Raw genomic sequence first — 15,770 nt, forward strand, 5'->3', positions numbered from 1 at the left:
GTAAACACTAAAGCTGAATCAAACCGAAAATGCCAAGCGTTGGGAATCCGTCTTAAACGCTTTGTTAGGAATATTTTTCTCGAATCTTACGCTGGAATTCTTCATCAGACATTTCAGGGTTCAAAGCCATCAGTTCTTTGGGTGTCCAAGGCTTTAAACCATAACGTTCAACAACCTTGTTGGAACCACCAAAAAAGATTTGTTCGTGAACATAGTCAGGTGGATCACCACCATCCATGGAAAGGTGTATGTATTTCAGTCCCGACCAATCATTGAGAACTAATTGAATTGCATTTATAGCTTCACGAGCGGGAATCCGAGAACCAAGCCATATTCCCTCTTGACCAGATAAGCTGGTATGAACTTCAGACGGGAAAGGAGAAGGATCTTCGTAAACTTCCACATTGTAACCCCTAGCTTTTAATTTCTGTGAAAGAGCGATAGCACTTGGAGTGTTTAGTAAACTCACTAGAAAGTTATTGTCCTCAACCTTGTCAGTAGCCTCAGCACTCGAAGGTAGCTCTGGGAGACGAACCCCCTGAGTATATTGACCTTGATCTTTCAACCAACGCGCATATTCTTTTCCATCCTGCAAATGTGGACGAAATTTAGTCAACATTAAAAACACACACGCAATAACTGTAATCACCACAAGTGAGGTGAAACAAACCAAATAGCCTGCAGCCCAAACAGGGCTTTCGATTTGAACAGCCGCCGTAAGTAATACTGAACTAAGGAGAACGAGCATTGCAAACCATGCAGCCATTAATTGAAAAGGGCTAGTGATCTTCTCTGGAGCCAAGTTTGTTCCTGACATACTTATTGTTTACCTCATATTCCTAACGCCGCGTTAAGTGGTGAGCAACGCTAACCACCCTGTCTAAACCATTGTGACATAAACACTTAAATTGAAGTAAGCCGAAAACGCCATGCGTTGGGAATCCGTCTTAAACGCTTTGTTAAGCTTCATCTTCAGGGAACCACATTACTACGTTTTGCTCCATAAAGACTTTAAGGATAGTTAGTGATTGAAGCGCATCAGACTTAGCTAAAAGTTCCGCAGACTCAAAACGTCCATCGATCATCTTTTTTATGAGCGAGCCCGACTTAATGCCGGCTTTAGCATGCACATACGGATTTCTAATTTTCCTCAGCGCCTCCAATAAATCGTAAAGTTCTGCATCGATAATATCGTTACTCAATGAGTTATCGATGATTTTTTTAAACGACGACTCTGCAATTGCGTTTTGACCCCGCATTATGAATTCGCCAGATAGAGAGTGCTCAATAAACGCTTGAACAAGCAACACAACAGCCATGTAATTTCCATTGACATAGCTATTAGCTAATTCATGCAATGCGAGTTGAGATTGCATACCACCAGTTAGTAATTTGTCACCTTGTGGTCCAAATAATTCATTTAACTCTACAAAATGTTCAATTCTGCTAGCTTTGTTAAGTTCTTCGTCAGCAAGGAAACTTTCGATTCCTTGCCTTTTTAATTCTTCATAGTCCATAACTTTCTCATTGAAGCTTAACGCCGCGTTAAGTGGTGAGCAACGCTACCACCCTACCTAAACCATTGTGACATAAACACTTAAACCGAAGTAAGCCGAAAACGCCAAGCGTTGGGAATCCGGCTTAAACGCCTTGTTAGCTATATTGTTTCTTAAATACTCTTGCTTTTAGAGAAATCTAGATTGAGCTTTCTTTGCTTAGTGGGGTTGTTGAGTGCTTCTTCCAATATATCATCAATCGAAATACTATTAGTTCGTGAGTCATAAGTCTTGACCTTTAAAGATCTAGAAAAGTCACTTTCAATTGACTTGAGAATCTTATTCTGGGTAACTTGCATACTATGAACTGCTGCTGTTAATTCATTCACTTGAATAGCTGCGCGATCTTCAGCTGAAATGTCAGTTTGATTTAGTTGAGCGGGCGTAGTGAGTTCCATCAGTCGAATTAATGAGTTAATTTCTGACTTATCATCTTTCTTTTCATAAGTTTCTATTATCGTTTGAGTCAGTTTTTCTATTGCTAACTTCACATCTCGATAGCCCATGTCTTTTTTATACTCAACGTACCGGAGGCTCGATACATCAAAAGGAGCAGGGGTTACATCGTCAATCATGAGAACTGTCGGTTTATCAAAAGCCTGCCGAACACCTAGTTCATAAAATACATTGGGATTTTTTGCGCTCATATCACAAATTGCAATATCTGACTCTATAACTTTACGTAAAATATCCAACTGAATTAGATTGGTATTAACAGTTTCATCAGCCCGTACAGCTTTCATTCCCGCAGCTTCAACAGCTGGTTTAATAATATCCTCGTAAACCAAGCTAAAATGACTTGATTCATAACCCGATTGATTTGAAATTGGCATGATTACAAAACAAATTTTTGCTCGCAAATCAGCTTCTTCGGTCTCTTTCTTTTTATTCGTCATAACAATACTTTAGAATGTAAAAAATACACTTTCAGTATATTCCATGCGTGACGGGTTGTATATATAGCTAACGCCGCGTTAAGTGGTGAGCAACGCCAACCACCCTACCTAAACCATTGTGCCGTAAACACTAAAGCTGAATCAAACCGAAAATGCCGAGCGTTGGGAATCCGTCTTAAACGCTTTGTTAGCTTTGTTGGTTAATGGATGGGTTTGCCGTTAACGCCCATGAATTGATATCAGCTCCGCACTGCAAGAGCTTTAAGTCTCTCCGCCCCCATGATAAAAGGATCTCTTTAAGCTCATCACCACTGAGGTGTTTCTTTTTTGAAACATTTTTGTATATATGTCGCCCCAAATATACTTCTTTTATTGCGTCAGTTGGGATATCAAAACAATATAGTGGACGTCCCGCCACCGTGATTTTATTCCACTCATTGCAACGACCCTCACCAACATGATAACCAAACGGTAACTTTGATATGTCCTTTACGACACGAACCTCTTCTTCATAGCCCCATTCAATTGATTTGTATAAAAAGGCTCTCTTAACCAAATTAAAAGCATCCGAGTTAAACTTAATGCCGTTGCCAATACTCATTAATTCATTTTCACTAATGATTGGTAAATTGTTATGGGGCTTAGTCGCGGAATAAATAACCTCTCCGTACTGACTAGGAATAATGGCGGCACTCTCATCCGATAGATTGGCTAGGTCAACGTCAATACCTATAACAACACCTTGGTGCTCGTCGCCATAATGCGCCCACATTAACGAGTTTAAAGGTTGTCTCGTCAATGACAATACACCATAGTTTCTCGAAAATCGGTTTTTGCACGCGTTCGTAGCAATATTAGCTGTGATAATCGAACCATCACTCTCTTCAAACCCAAACGAAGTACATTCAAAAGGATCATTCAGATCTTCTAGACACGAAAAACCAAGTGACGAGTTTTCAATAACTGACCGTGCAGCTTGAAACGACATATATTTATACAGAATCACCGTTCATCCTCAAAAAGCTAACGCCGCATTAAGTGGTGAACAACGCGACCACCCAACCTTAAACCTTGCCACATTTAGCACTGAAGCTGACCTAGCCTGAAACCGCCAAGCGTTGAGAATCCGTCTTAAATGCTTTGTTATGTTTTAGCACAATTCGTTGATTTACTTGGCAAAGAACTGAAGTGTAGACCTAGTTTTCTGAACCAAATCACAAGCTCGAACTAACTTGACTACCAGATGCGCCAAACCAACAACGAGTAAGTCCACTTCCCTGCAAATGAGGCAACTCGATCAAGCCTCAACAAGCGCCCTTTCTTAGCAACAATAGCGCAAAACAATGGTGATTTGCCGAGGCAACTGCCAAGGTTATTGGCTGATTGGGAAATACGCTCAAAGCGACTTTAAACCAGAAAAACAAGATGACCAACCTACCCCGAAACCTGAATAAAGCAACCCACGAACTTTGACATGTTTTACGGGTGAAGTGATTCAAGAATTGAGGCAGATAATAGTGATTTGCTGAATCTACTCCCAACAAATAGCCAAAGGGACAAAGAACGACTCAAAGGCATTTAAGCCATTGAAATCCCATTAAAACATAACGCCATGTTAAGGGGTGAGCCAACGCATTACACTGAAGCCACGGCAAACCACCTTAAACACCATTGCTGAATTTAAACAGAATTCGCCAAGCGTTGCGAATCCTCCTTGAACATTTTGTTATGCAAATTCAGCGACATAGCCAGAAACTTACCACAGAAGCCAAAGCCATTAAGCCAAAAACAGTTCCCAAAATCATAGAACTCTACGAAGTTCACGAACTTAAGAAACCTAAAGCCTCAACAAGTAGTAGGCACTCAACTTCAGCGCTTAAAAATGCTTTTGCGACAAATAACTAAAAGTGCCAGAGCCTCAGCAAGTTTGGGCTATCGTTTACTTTACCCTTTCCACAGTTTAAGCCAGCTAAACTCACCACCAACCAGATAGAAAAATTGAATGAGGCAACCCACAAAATTTGGCATGTTTTACGGCTAGAGAGATTCAAGAATTGAGGGCGACAATGCCGATTTGCCGACACCAGAAAACGGGTAGCCAGAGAGAACAAAAAAGACGATTACTACCAATTTTGCTCTCATTGCATAACGCCCTGTTAAGGTGTGAGCAACGCAATACCAAAGCCGCCGCATACCACCTTAATCACTTAAACCAACGCATACTGAAAATGCCACGCGTTGCGAATCACTCTTAAACAGATTGTTATAGCACAGCTATCGTCGGCATAATTTTCATCCGATAAAAAAAGATGAAAGCACCAATTGCAATTATGGTTAAGATAATCGCTACACTATTGAAGATGCGATCATTTTTTTTTGCATTTTTACTTTCCGGCTCATAAAAGCAACTTTTAATGCCCTTTACGTTATCTACCAATTCCCAAAGAATAAATACCCCTAAACTGAGAAGTATTGCAAAAGAAGGAGTCATGCTTCCATCAAAGCACTTCGCCATATTCATAGATATAAGCGCTCCAACAACTGTTCCATTACATGTATTAAAAAAAACAGCTATTGAATCATGTAATCGGCTGATACCACAAAATAGTCCAACCATACTAAGTATGGAAAATATAAATACTAAAACTTTGTATATTCCATTATTTATATGGGCATCGATTAACATGTCGAAGTTATTAAATCCACCCACTACCGCTACTAAAGCAGGTAAAGACAGTACACTTACTAGTGTTGCAAACTTTTGCATAGTTTATTATTTATCCTTATGTGCTATAACGCCGCATTAAGTGGTGAACAACGCGACCACCCTACCTTAAACCTTGCCACATTTAGCACTAAAGCCGACCTAGACTGAAACCGCCAAGCGTTGAGAATCCGTCTTAAATGCTTTGTTATGTTTTAGCACAATTCGTTGATTTACTTGGCAAAGAACGGGGATACAGACCTAGATTTCTGAACCAAGTCACAAGCTCAAACTCACTTGACCGCCAGATGCGCCAAACCAACAACGAGTAAGCCCACTTCCCTGATAATGAGGCAACTCGATCAAGCCTCAACAAGCGCCCTTTCTTAGCAACAACAGTGCAAAACAATGGCGATTTGCCGAGGCAACTGCCAAGGCTATTGGCTGATTGGGAAATATGCCCAAAGCGACTTTGAGCCAGAGAAACCTGACTACCGAACCACCCAAAATCTCGAATGAAGCAACCCACGAACCTTGGCATGTTTTACGGGTGAAGTAATTCAAGAATTGGGGCAGGCAATCGTGATTTGCTGAGTCTACTCCGAACAAGTAGCTAAAGGGGCAAAGAACGACTCAAAGGCATTTAAGCCATTGAAATCACATTAAAACATAACGCCGCGTTAAGTGGCGAGCAACGCTAACCACCTTACCTAAACCATTGTGACATAAACACTTAAACCAAAGTAAGCCGAAAACGCCATGCGTTGGGAGTCCGTCTTAAACGCTTTGTTATACGTGTTTACCACTTGGGGACTATACTCAAAGCAGAAGTAATTTGATCTCTTGCCACTTCCCCAAATAGATGAGTATTTGCCATCAGCATATTAACCGCGGCTCCATTAGAAGCAATTTGCTTGCGAATACGTTCTTTTGCCGCAAAAGCTGGTTTCTGACGTTTATAAACGTCTTCCCACCAATCTCGACCATATCTATTTATGAGACTATTTTTAATTGATTTAAAACGTTCTCTACTTCGAACACCCTCAGCAGATACCAAAACGCTAGCCCAAATCATGCGCTTTTGTAAATCATTTGGAATCCAACTTTGACGTTGAAGATCGGAAATAACATCAGGATGAAGATAAAGCGCATTCTCAGAAACCTTTCGTGCTATCCACAAAGCCTGAGCACGCTCAAAAGCTAATTTCTTATCCTGAGGACTAAAACCTTGGCTATATTCTTTCCAAGTTTCTAGCTCATCAATTAATGCTAATTTCTGAACTAATTCTTCCAAGACTAAAATCCTCCGAGAACGTATAACGCCGCATTAAGTGGTGAACAACGCGACCACCCAAGCCTAAACCTTGCCACATTTAGCACTAAAGCTGACCTGAACTGAAATTGCCAAGCGTTGAGAATCCGTCTTAAATGCTTTGTTATGTTTTAGCACAATTCGTTGATTTACTTGGCAAAGAACTGAAGTATTGACCTGGTTTTCTGAACTAAATCACAAGCTCGAACTCACTTGACCGCCAGATGCGCCAAACCGGAAACGAATAAGTCCACTTCCCTGATAATGAGGCAACTCGATACTCTTTCAACAAGTGCCCTTTCTTACCAACAACAGCGCAGAACAATGGCGATTTGCCGACTCAACTGCCAAGGTTATTGGCTGATTGGGAAATATGCCCAAAGCGACTTTGAGCCAGAGAAACCTGACTACCGAACCACCCAAAATCTCGAATGAAGCAACCCACGAACCTTGGCATGTTTTACGGGTGAAGTAATTCAAGAATTGGGGCAGGCAATCGTGATTTGCTGAGTCTACTCCGAACAAGTAGCTAAAGGGGCAAAGAACGACTCAAAGGCATTTAAGTCATTGAAATTACATTGAAAAATAACGCCGCATTAAGTGGTGAACAACGCGACCACCCAACCCTAAACCTTGCCACATTCAGCACTAAAGCCGACCTAAAATGAAATTGCCAAGCGTTGAGAATCCGTCTTAAATGCTTTGTTATGTTTTAGCACAATTCGTTGATTTACTTGGCAAAGAACTGGGATGCAGACCTAGATTTCTGAACCAAGTCACAAGCTCGAATTCACTTGACCTCCAGATGCGCCAAACCAGAAACGAGTAAGCCCACTTCCCTGATAATGAGGCAACTCGGTTAAGCCTCAACAAGTGCCCTTTCTTAGCACAAGCAGCGCAGAACAATGGCGATTTGCCGACTCAACTGCCAAGGTTATTGGCTGATTGAGAAATATGCCCAAAGCGACTTTGAACCAGAGAAACCGACGACTAAACCACCCGAAAAGTCGAATGAAGCAACCCGCGAACATTGGCATGTTTTACGGGTTAAGTGATTTAAGAAAGGGACGATAATAGTGATTTGCTGAGTCTACTACCAACGAATGGCTAGAGGGGGCAAAGAACGACTCAAAGGAATTTAAGCCATTGAAATTTCATTAAAACATAACGCCGCATTAAGTGGTGAACAACGCGACCACCCAACCTAAAACCTTGCCACATTTAGCACTGAAGCCGACCTGAACTGAAATTGCCAAGCGTTGAGAATCCGTCTTAAATGCTTTGTTATGTTTTAGCACAATTCGTTGATTTACTTGGCAAAGAACTGAAGTGTAGACCTAGTTTTCTGAACCAAATCACAAGCTCGAACTCACTTGACCGCCAGATACGCAAAACCTGAAACGAGTAAGCCCACTTCCCTGCTAATGAGGTAACTCGATCAAGGCTCAACAAGCGCCCTTTCTTAGCAACAACAGCGCAGAACAATACCGATTTGCCGAGGCAACTGCCAAGGTTATTGGCTGATTGGGAAATATGCCCAAAGCGACTTTGAGCCAGAAAAACCTGACTACTGAACCACCCGAAAACTCGAATGAAGCAACCCGCGAACCTTGGCATGTTTTACGGGCTGAGAGATTTAAGAACTGAGCGACAATCGTGATTTGCTGAGTCTACTCCCAACGAATGGCTAGAGGGACAAAGAACGACTCAAAGGCATTTAAGCCATTGAAATTCCATTAAAACATAACGCCGCATTAAGTGGTGAACAACGCGACCACCCAACCTTAAATCTTGCCACATTTAACACTGAAGCTGACCTAGGCTGAAATTGCCAAGCGTTGAGAATCCGTCTTAAATGCTTTGTTATGTGCCTGAACTATATAACTTTTACAAAATACACTGGAGACGTATTTTCAGGAAAAGTCGATACAATTGGTGCAGATTCAACACCCCATGCAAAAAAGGTTTGCTTGTTGCAAGCAGTACAAGTGGCAGCATATTCGCCGTTAACTTGAAATACTCCATTAAGAGCTGCTTGATACTTCGTGCCACATTCTTTACACACTACATCAGTTATTGAGTACGACATTTTCACCTACCTGTTTGATTTATAATAAGATCGTGAACCAACTTTCTTGAATTCCACTTTATTCTGGTCTTGTAAGTGGCGAGCTAACGTTGCGAAAAGCCACCCAGTTTTATTGTCAGTTTTGTTACCTTGCGGGTAAGCATTCTTAGTAAGGTTAAGCTGTTGCTTGATAAAAGCTGCTGGTACCCAACCTTCATCAAACCCTGATTCAGACTTAGCTATAAAGCTTAATACTTGCTCCGCCATCTCATTAAACAATTGATCTATTTGATTCTTTTCTTCCACCAATGCCTCCTGACACATAACGCTTTCTATACGCCTACCAGCTCGCTTTCCACGAATGATAACATTATCTTTCATGCTATCTTACTGGCAAGGTTGTGCTTATAAGTACTTAAAAAATTTTGCAATTTATAGCATAGATACCACTTTACTTTTGCGTGTTATACGCTCAAATGACTCATATTTCTTGCTTATCTCTATTTTTATACCATATGTACATAAACACATATTCAATCACATTGAATGCTATATAATAGAAAACCCCGTAATTCATTTGAGGTCTAACCGTAACCCCTTTACAAGTATGGATATGGGTTTTCAAATGTATTTATTGACCTCATCGTATCGCAACCGATGCAAGCTAATTTTTTATCCCAATAAATTCAATACGTAACACGCACAACGTTCAGTAAACCATAAACACTGAGGTAACTTTGCCTACGTTCAGCTCATGTTTTAAAGTGCGGGATTCAGCACTTTTCTCTTGTTGTTTTTCAATCAGATACCGTCAACTCACTGACTAAGTAAAATTCCCTTCGCACTTGCTCAGATTGATTTTTAGTCTACTTTTGTTTAGAGTACGAAGGTTTTTCGGTAAAAATTAACAATTATTAAAGGACTAATAAATGTCGCCCATCTTGGAAGTTCAGGGGCTCTACAAAGTCTTTGGGGAAGATCCCAATAGAGCATTTTCTCTTATTGAGAAAGGCGCAGATAAAGATGTTATCTTCGAGAAAACCGGGCTAACCGTCGGTGTTCATGATGTATCATTGTCTATCAACGAAGGCGAAATCTTCGTCATCATGGGGCTCTCAGGCTCCGGAAAATCCACTCTTGTTCGATTGCTCAACCGTCTTATCGAGCCCACCCGCGGCAACGTACTTTTACGTGGCAAAGATATCGCACATATCTCTGAAGATGAATTGAGGGAAGTTCGTCGTAACAATATCTCAATGGTATTTCAAAATTTCGCTTTGATGCCGCATATGACGGTGATTGAAAATGCCGCTTTTGGATTAGAGCTTGCAGGTGTGGCGCCCCAAAAACGCAAAAGTGCCGCGCTTTCAGCACTTGCTCGTGTGGGACTAGACGCCTATTCAGAGTCTTACCCCGATGAATTATCCGGAGGTATGAAACAGCGTGTTGGATTGGCCCGAGCTTTAGCTTGTGACCCCGATATCCTGCTAATGGATGAAGCATTTTCAGCATTAGACCCGCTCATTCGTACAGAGATGCAAGACGAGCTGATCCGTCTACAAGGTGATGATAAACGCACAATCGTATTCATCTCCCATGATTTGGATGAGGCAATGCGAATCGGCGACAGAATCGCGATCATGCAAGATGGCGTGGTTGTGCAAGTCGGCACGCCAGACGAAATTCTAAACAAACCTGCCAATGACTATGTCGAAGCATTTTTCCGCGGCGTTAATATCGCCAGTGTCCTTACCGCTAAAGACATTGCTCGTAAAAACCCTGCAGCGGTATTCAAGAAGTCAGAACATGATGGTCCGGCTTCTGCACTTAGATTGCTCAGCGACAATGACCGCGAATTTGGCGTCGTCATTGATAAGTCCAATAAGTATTCAGGTTTGGTTTCTATTGACTCGTTACGTGAAGCACAAAAATCTGGCAGTTGCCTTGTTAGCGCTCAGATCGAATCAACAATCACATTGACACCAAACCAACCTATTAATGAAATTTTAGGTTCAGTCGCGGAGGTGCCTTACTCAGTCCCCGTGGTCGATGAGCAAGGTCAGTATTTTGGCGTGGTATCGAAATCACGTTTACTTCATGCATTAGATAGGGATTAGTCGACATGTCAACACAACAAACCAGTAATGATCCCTGGGCACAAACAACACCAGAACAAAGTAACCCATGGGGCGAAGAAACTGCAGCATCCAGTGATGCGAGTTGGTTATCAGCAGAGGCTGTCGAAAAAGCCCCGTTTGATATCATGAATCCCTTTGACGATGCAGTGATCCCTTTTGATATGTGGGTTGAAAATGGACTTGAATGGTTAGTGGATCACGGAAGACCTCTTTTTCAGGCAATTCGCGTACCTATCGATTTCATTCTCAGCTCTTTTGAAACCGCACTTGTTGCCACACCAGCACCTTTCATGCTGCTGATTCTATTTTTACTCACTTGGCAGTTCTCTGGCTTGAAGTTGGGGCTGACTACCCTTGCCTCTTTAGTCGTTATCGGGCTCATTGGCGCATGGAGTGAAGCCATGACGACTTTGTCACTGGTGATGACCTCGGTCTTTTTCTGTCTGATTATCGGGCTACCGATGGGCATATGGCTAGCGCGGAATGATACCGCAGCTAAAGTGATAAGACCCTTGCTTGACGCCATGCAAACCACCCCTGCCTTTGTGTATTTGGTACCGATTGTAATGCTATTTGGTATCGGTAATGTGCCGGGCGTTGTTGTGACGATCATATTCGCGTTGCCGCCAGTGGTTAGGCTGACCATTTTGGGAATTCAACAAGTGCCAGAGGAGTTGATCGAAGCGGGTCATTCATTTGGTGCCAGTAAAAAGCAAATGCTCTATCGCATTCAATTGCCCCTCGCAATGCCAACCATAATGGCGGGTGTGAACCAAACATTGATGCTGTCACTTTCGATGGTGGTTATCGCTTCGATGATCGCGGTCGGCGGACTTGGGCAAATGGTTCTTCGCGGCATTGGTCGCTTAGATATGGGGTTAGCGGCGGTGGGCGGTTTAGGCATTGTAATCCTCGCCATCTTACTCGACCGTGTTACGCAAAAACTGGGCGAAAACGCACAAGATACAAAACTGCGCTGGTATCACTCAGGTCCAGCTTCTTTAATCGCTAGGCTTAGCGCAAACAAAACCGATGGAAAATCAATCCAGGAGAAAACTGAATGAATAATTCATGGAAGAAAACACTACTAGTAAGTGCAGTATCTGCGCTGACTGTCTCAACAAACGCTTTGGCTGCAAAACTGCCGGGCGAGGGTGTGGTTGTACAGCCTGTTCAATCGACTGTAGCTGAAGAGACCTTCCAAACATTAATCGTAAATAAAGCGCTAGAAGCACTAGGCTACGATGTGAATGAAACAAAGGAAGTTGACTACAACGTTGGCTATACATCAATCGCAAAAGGTGACGCTACGTTCTTGGCTGTCGGTTGGTTCCCACTGCATGCTGATAAATACACCATGGCCGGCGGTGATGAAAGCTTCTACCGCGAAGGTCAGTACATCAGTGGCGCAGCTCAAGGTTACCTTGTTGACAAGAAGACAGCCGACAAATATGGCATCACTAACATTGGACAGCTATCTGACCCTAAAATTGCCAAACTATTTGATGCAGATGGCGATGGAAAAGCAGACCTAACGGGTTGTACTCCGGGCTGGGGTTGTGAAATGGTGATCGAAGAACAACTAACCGCTTACAAACTTCGTGACACCGTCACTCACCAACAAGGCAACTACGCCGCTATTATTGCCGATACGATCTCTCGCTACCAAAATGGTGAGTCAATTGTCTACTACACATGGACACCATACTGGGTAAGTGGCGTGCTTGTACCGGGTAAAGACGTTGTTTGGCTAGAAGTACCGTTCTCTGCGCTGCCTGGCGAGCGTAAAGATATCGACACGACACTACCAAATGGTAAAAACTACGGTTTTGAAATGAACTCAATGCGCATTGTTGCGAATAAACAGTTTACTGATCAAAACCCAGCTGCGGCGAAGTTGTTTGAGATTATCAAGGTCGACATTAACGATGTTAGTGCACAGAACATGATCATGAGTAAGGGTAAAAACTCTTCTGCTGACATTGAAGCGCATGCGAATGGCTGGATCAAAGCCAACCAAGCATTGTTTGATTCTTGGATTTCAGAAGCGAAAAAAGCCGCTCTTTAATTCAAAACGAACTTAACTAATAGAGCCAGTGGTTTCCTCCACTGGCTTTTTTTCCGGCAAAATACCCTCTCGCCCTCTAACCAGCATTAGCCCCTTTCAAGTGATTAAACTGCCGTCCCAATTTATTTGCATTAACTACCATTTGAAACGTTAACGCCATTAGCACCACACATTAGTGAGGCTTAAGTCTAAGCGCCTATCTCTCTATCAATTTAGTATTAAATTCAAGCAAGTCAATAAGGTAACAACATGATAGTAACGAACGCATTTAATCAAAACTTAACTGACGAGTCGAAACAGCACTGGCTAAGTTACTGGAAACATTTTACTGATGAGCCATACAGTTACTGCGCGGAGCAAAACTGCACACAGCAACAACAGCATGGTGTTTTAGTAACCCAGCCTAAATTGTCACCACACACCTTATTTGTTGTGCCTCTTTGCGAAGGACACAGTAATAGTTTTGTTAGCCAGCTAGAAATTGACGACAGCGCCAGAATTGTTCCGACAGAACTGAGCTTGTAATAGAGATTGGTAGGGATTTTGTTGGACTTGAGCAATGACACACTCCTTGTCATTGCTCTTTTTTTTTAACTATAGCATTTGAACTTAATTAAACGACTAATTGGCTTAGAGAAAGCACAGCGTCACTGTTGCAGCTTGAATTTGTGGAAAACATTTCTTCTATCTGTTCTTGGGAGACGATATTGGCATTAAACGCCGCTATATGAATTTTATCGCCCGCATGCACAAAATTATCGTTGCCCCATTGGGTATAATTTGGCGCACCAGTATATAAAATTAATTCTGATGGAAAACCCATGTTTGCCAAGGTTGGCAATATTTCTTGATACATTCCTTCACCTTGCTGAGTATTAATTCGCTCAACCATCCACGCCATTAGATAACAATAAAAGACTTTCATTTCCGTGCAACTCACCACTGGCGTCGCAAGATGTAGCGTTTGGTCACGTTCAATATAAGAGACCAGTTTTAAATTTTCGTCGTAATTTAGTGGTGAAAGGCGTGAGACATTCCACCAATGATTGTTGATCCCTTTAGACTGCGTCCCCCACGCTTTTCTTTGTGAAATTTTTTCACTGCCTGCAAGCGAACGAATGGTCATGTCGTTACCAATCGAAATATGAGTGGTCATCAAAGAGCTTACTTTGCCATCTTGGTACCCAACCTGACAACGTAGTACAAACTCAGGTTCAATATCCACCTCTGTCCCCTGTCTTGGGTAACGCAACTCTTCACCAGAGGTAAGAGTGTCATTCTCTTCGCAGTTAATAACGAAAATGCCATTCGGCATTAAATCTTCTGCGACCTTTTCTGCACCACTCAAATGACCAGTGAAATTTCCTATTATTCCTAAGCAAAGCATTGATGTTCCTTCTTTGTCCGAGCTATATACACGTCATACTTGAAGTTACCGCAGTGTCGGCTGTGTTCGTGCGCCCCAATCACATGGTTCACCTATGCTCAGGGGACTTTCTTACTTGCCGCCTATCTGTACCTTCAAGTTTCTTGGGTATATGCTCTCGTTTTAATACATTTAATCTCGCCAATTACTTGTTAATCAGCACCAGTGAGCAAATGTCGAGTTGCACCAGTAACCAGGTCGCCGCCAGCAAATCGGCGCTCCCGCCAGGGCTAATGTTACGTTCGATAAACAGGCGGTCCATCGCGAAAAGATGTTGCTCAAAATCATGATGGCTGTCATAGCTTGTTGTCATGAGGCTATTTGCTTGCTGCTTAACAAAGTTCAAGCCAACAAGGCCGGCACGGTTGATAACATTGGTGTCGTTGTTTTGCGCCATTAACGCAAGCAGGGTTACGCTTAAGGCCTTTTCTTCAGAGCTGCCTTGTTCTATGGCTTTGGTATAAGTTGGCAATGCACAGTCAAAAATTGTTGGGTAACCTTGCGCTGCTTCGCCTCGAATACCCGTTAAACCATATTGATGAAAAATGCGCTCTCCAGCAGTATTCGTTTTTGATCGACTCTGTTCTAGTTCTTTTTCTACCAACGAAGCACAACTCGCTTTTATCACTTCCCGAACACTTCGCGCGTTATAACTCTGCCCATTTTGATGCAGCCAACCTACCGCACCACAAATAAGCCCAAGGGTAAAAATCATACCTTTGTGGGTATTCACGCCCTCCGTCACAGCAAACATTGCTTTTTCTGCTTCAATCCCGATCGGTCGAAGATGGGTGAGAAGATCGCTAGCTGAAACATTTGAGGCTTGGAAACCGGCGTGAACAAAGGCTTTCATAAACGGTCTTAACGCATCACAACTGGCGACAAAAGTGGTTAGATCCATATCGTTATGTGAACCACTATTGGCGCAGTCCACCAGCCCAGGTTTAGGCGTAAGATGAACCTCTAACATCATCGCATGGTAGGCAAGATTTCCCGCCAGTACTGAAACATTAAGTCGAGACTGCCCCTCCTTCTCCGGGTGATAAATACAACAATCATCCAGCAACCACATCAGTGTTTTATTGGTAATCATTGGTCATCTCCATCATTTTATTAATCAATTGTGCTTTGGTGTGCGCTCTGCTTCTTGCACAAAGCTTTGCTTCGCTATCGCACACTAGGCAACGTCTTGGGGAACGATTAACTTCTTGGCGAGAAATTGGCTGGAGATTTTGGGGGATCACATCAATGTCAAAAAGACGCCCGAGCGTATGCTCCTCTTCTATTGCGATCATCCGTTTCTTTAAACGGATCACATCATGAGTATAGATGGCAGCAAGCAATTCATATCCGCTATCTGCCTCGACGCATTCATGTCTAATAATCGTCAATTGGGCGGCGTCACAAGCTGCGAAAATCGCTTCAACGCCAGCATTAAACGCAATTTGGGCGATGGTGTTTTTCTTCACCTCACCCATCATATTGATGCTAAAACTCACCAGCGGCAAAGAGTGAGTTTGCACCCACTCCCGCTGCTTGTTGGCTCTGTTTTCGCGACTTTCGAGAACTTGCTCGAGGCTAACGACAGGACCGTGATACACA

The 15,770-nt window shown here is 42.7% G+C and carries 14 protein-coding genes; 4 read left to right on the forward strand and 10 right to left on the reverse strand.

Annotation, left to right across the window (positions count from 1 at the left end; genetic code table 11):
- Positions 1–64: 64 nt before the first annotated feature.
- The 7 genes from H2O73_RS00005 to H2O73_RS00035 all read right to left on the reverse strand — a co-directional run bounded on the left by H2O73_RS00005 (position 65) and on the right by H2O73_RS00035 (position 8,917).
- Positions 65–817: a hypothetical protein gene (locus tag H2O73_RS00005; protein WP_182105297.1), complete on the reverse strand. Its 753-nt coding sequence runs from the start codon at positions 815–817 to the stop codon at positions 65–67.
- 142 nt (positions 818–959) lie between these two features.
- On the reverse strand, positions 960–1,517 hold the full coding sequence (locus H2O73_RS00010) for a hypothetical protein (RefSeq protein ID WP_182105299.1): 558 nt from the start codon (positions 1,515–1,517) through the stop codon (positions 960–962).
- Positions 1,518–1,669: 152 nt separating this feature from the next.
- The gene (locus tag H2O73_RS00015) at positions 1,670–2,452 is read right to left on the reverse strand and encodes a hypothetical protein (protein WP_182105301.1); all 783 of its coding nucleotides are present in this window, start codon (positions 2,450–2,452) and stop codon (positions 1,670–1,672) included.
- Positions 2,453–2,639: 187 nt separating this feature from the next.
- Positions 2,640–3,458: a DUF2971 domain-containing protein gene (locus tag H2O73_RS00020; RefSeq protein WP_182105303.1), complete on the reverse strand. Its 819-nt coding sequence runs from the start codon at positions 3,456–3,458 to the stop codon at positions 2,640–2,642.
- Positions 3,459–4,715: 1,257 nt separating this feature from the next.
- Positions 4,716–5,219, reverse strand: a complete 504-nt coding sequence (locus tag H2O73_RS00025; RefSeq protein WP_182105305.1) for a hypothetical protein — start codon at positions 5,217–5,219, stop codon at positions 4,716–4,718.
- 736 nt (positions 5,220–5,955) lie between these two features.
- Complete coding sequence (locus tag H2O73_RS00030; protein WP_182105307.1) at positions 5,956–6,450, reverse strand: hypothetical protein; 495 nt, start codon at positions 6,448–6,450, stop codon at positions 5,956–5,958.
- A gap of 2,113 nt (positions 6,451–8,563) precedes the next feature.
- Entirely contained in the window at positions 8,564–8,917 is a 354-nt protein-coding gene (locus tag H2O73_RS00035; protein ID WP_182105309.1) for a hypothetical protein, read from the reverse strand.
- 548 nt (positions 8,918–9,465) lie between these two features.
- Between H2O73_RS00035 and proV the strand changes: the two genes are divergently transcribed.
- The 4 genes from proV (at position 9,466) to H2O73_RS00055 (ending at position 13,267) form a co-directional block, all read left to right on the forward strand.
- Complete coding sequence (gene proV / locus H2O73_RS00040) at positions 9,466–10,653, forward strand: glycine betaine/L-proline ABC transporter ATP-binding protein ProV (RefSeq protein ID WP_182105311.1); 1,188 nt, start codon at positions 9,466–9,468, stop codon at positions 10,651–10,653.
- Between the two features lie 5 nt (positions 10,654–10,658).
- Positions 10,659–11,738, forward strand: coding sequence for a glycine betaine/L-proline ABC transporter permease ProW (proW, locus tag H2O73_RS00045; RefSeq protein ID WP_182105313.1), 1,080 nt, complete (start codon positions 10,659–10,661; stop codon positions 11,736–11,738).
- Positions 11,735–12,742, forward strand: coding sequence for a glycine betaine/L-proline ABC transporter substrate-binding protein ProX (gene proX / locus H2O73_RS00050; RefSeq protein ID WP_182105315.1), 1,008 nt, complete (start codon positions 11,735–11,737; stop codon positions 12,740–12,742). The genes proW and proX overlap by 4 nt, the downstream gene beginning before the upstream one ends.
- 249 nt (positions 12,743–12,991) lie before the next feature.
- Complete coding sequence (locus H2O73_RS00055) at positions 12,992–13,267, forward strand: hypothetical protein (protein ID WP_182105317.1); 276 nt, start codon at positions 12,992–12,994, stop codon at positions 13,265–13,267.
- Positions 13,268–13,355: 88 nt separating this feature from the next.
- On the opposite strand, the gene H2O73_RS00060 is transcribed toward H2O73_RS00055, so the two are convergent.
- The 3 genes from H2O73_RS00060 to citX all read right to left on the reverse strand — a co-directional run bounded on the left by H2O73_RS00060 (position 13,356) and on the right by citX (position 15,769).
- Positions 13,356–14,129, reverse strand: a complete 774-nt coding sequence (locus H2O73_RS00060; protein WP_182105319.1) for a DUF5718 family protein — start codon at positions 14,127–14,129, stop codon at positions 13,356–13,358.
- 184 nt (positions 14,130–14,313) lie between these two features.
- Positions 14,314–15,258 (reverse strand): triphosphoribosyl-dephospho-CoA synthase CitG, encoded by a 945-nt coding sequence (gene citG / locus H2O73_RS00065; protein ID WP_438696034.1) that lies wholly within the window; start codon positions 15,256–15,258, stop codon positions 14,314–14,316.
- The gene (gene citX / locus H2O73_RS00070) at positions 15,248–15,769 is read right to left on the reverse strand and encodes a citrate lyase holo-[acyl-carrier protein] synthase (protein WP_182105323.1); all 522 of its coding nucleotides are present in this window, start codon (positions 15,767–15,769) and stop codon (positions 15,248–15,250) included. The genes citG and citX overlap by 11 nt, the downstream gene beginning before the upstream one ends.
- Between the last annotated feature and the right edge of the window lies 1 nt (position 15,770).

Source organism: Vibrio marinisediminis (assembly GCF_014050145.1).
GTDB classification, from domain to species: domain Bacteria; phylum Pseudomonadota; class Gammaproteobacteria; order Enterobacterales; family Vibrionaceae; genus Vibrio; species Vibrio marinisediminis.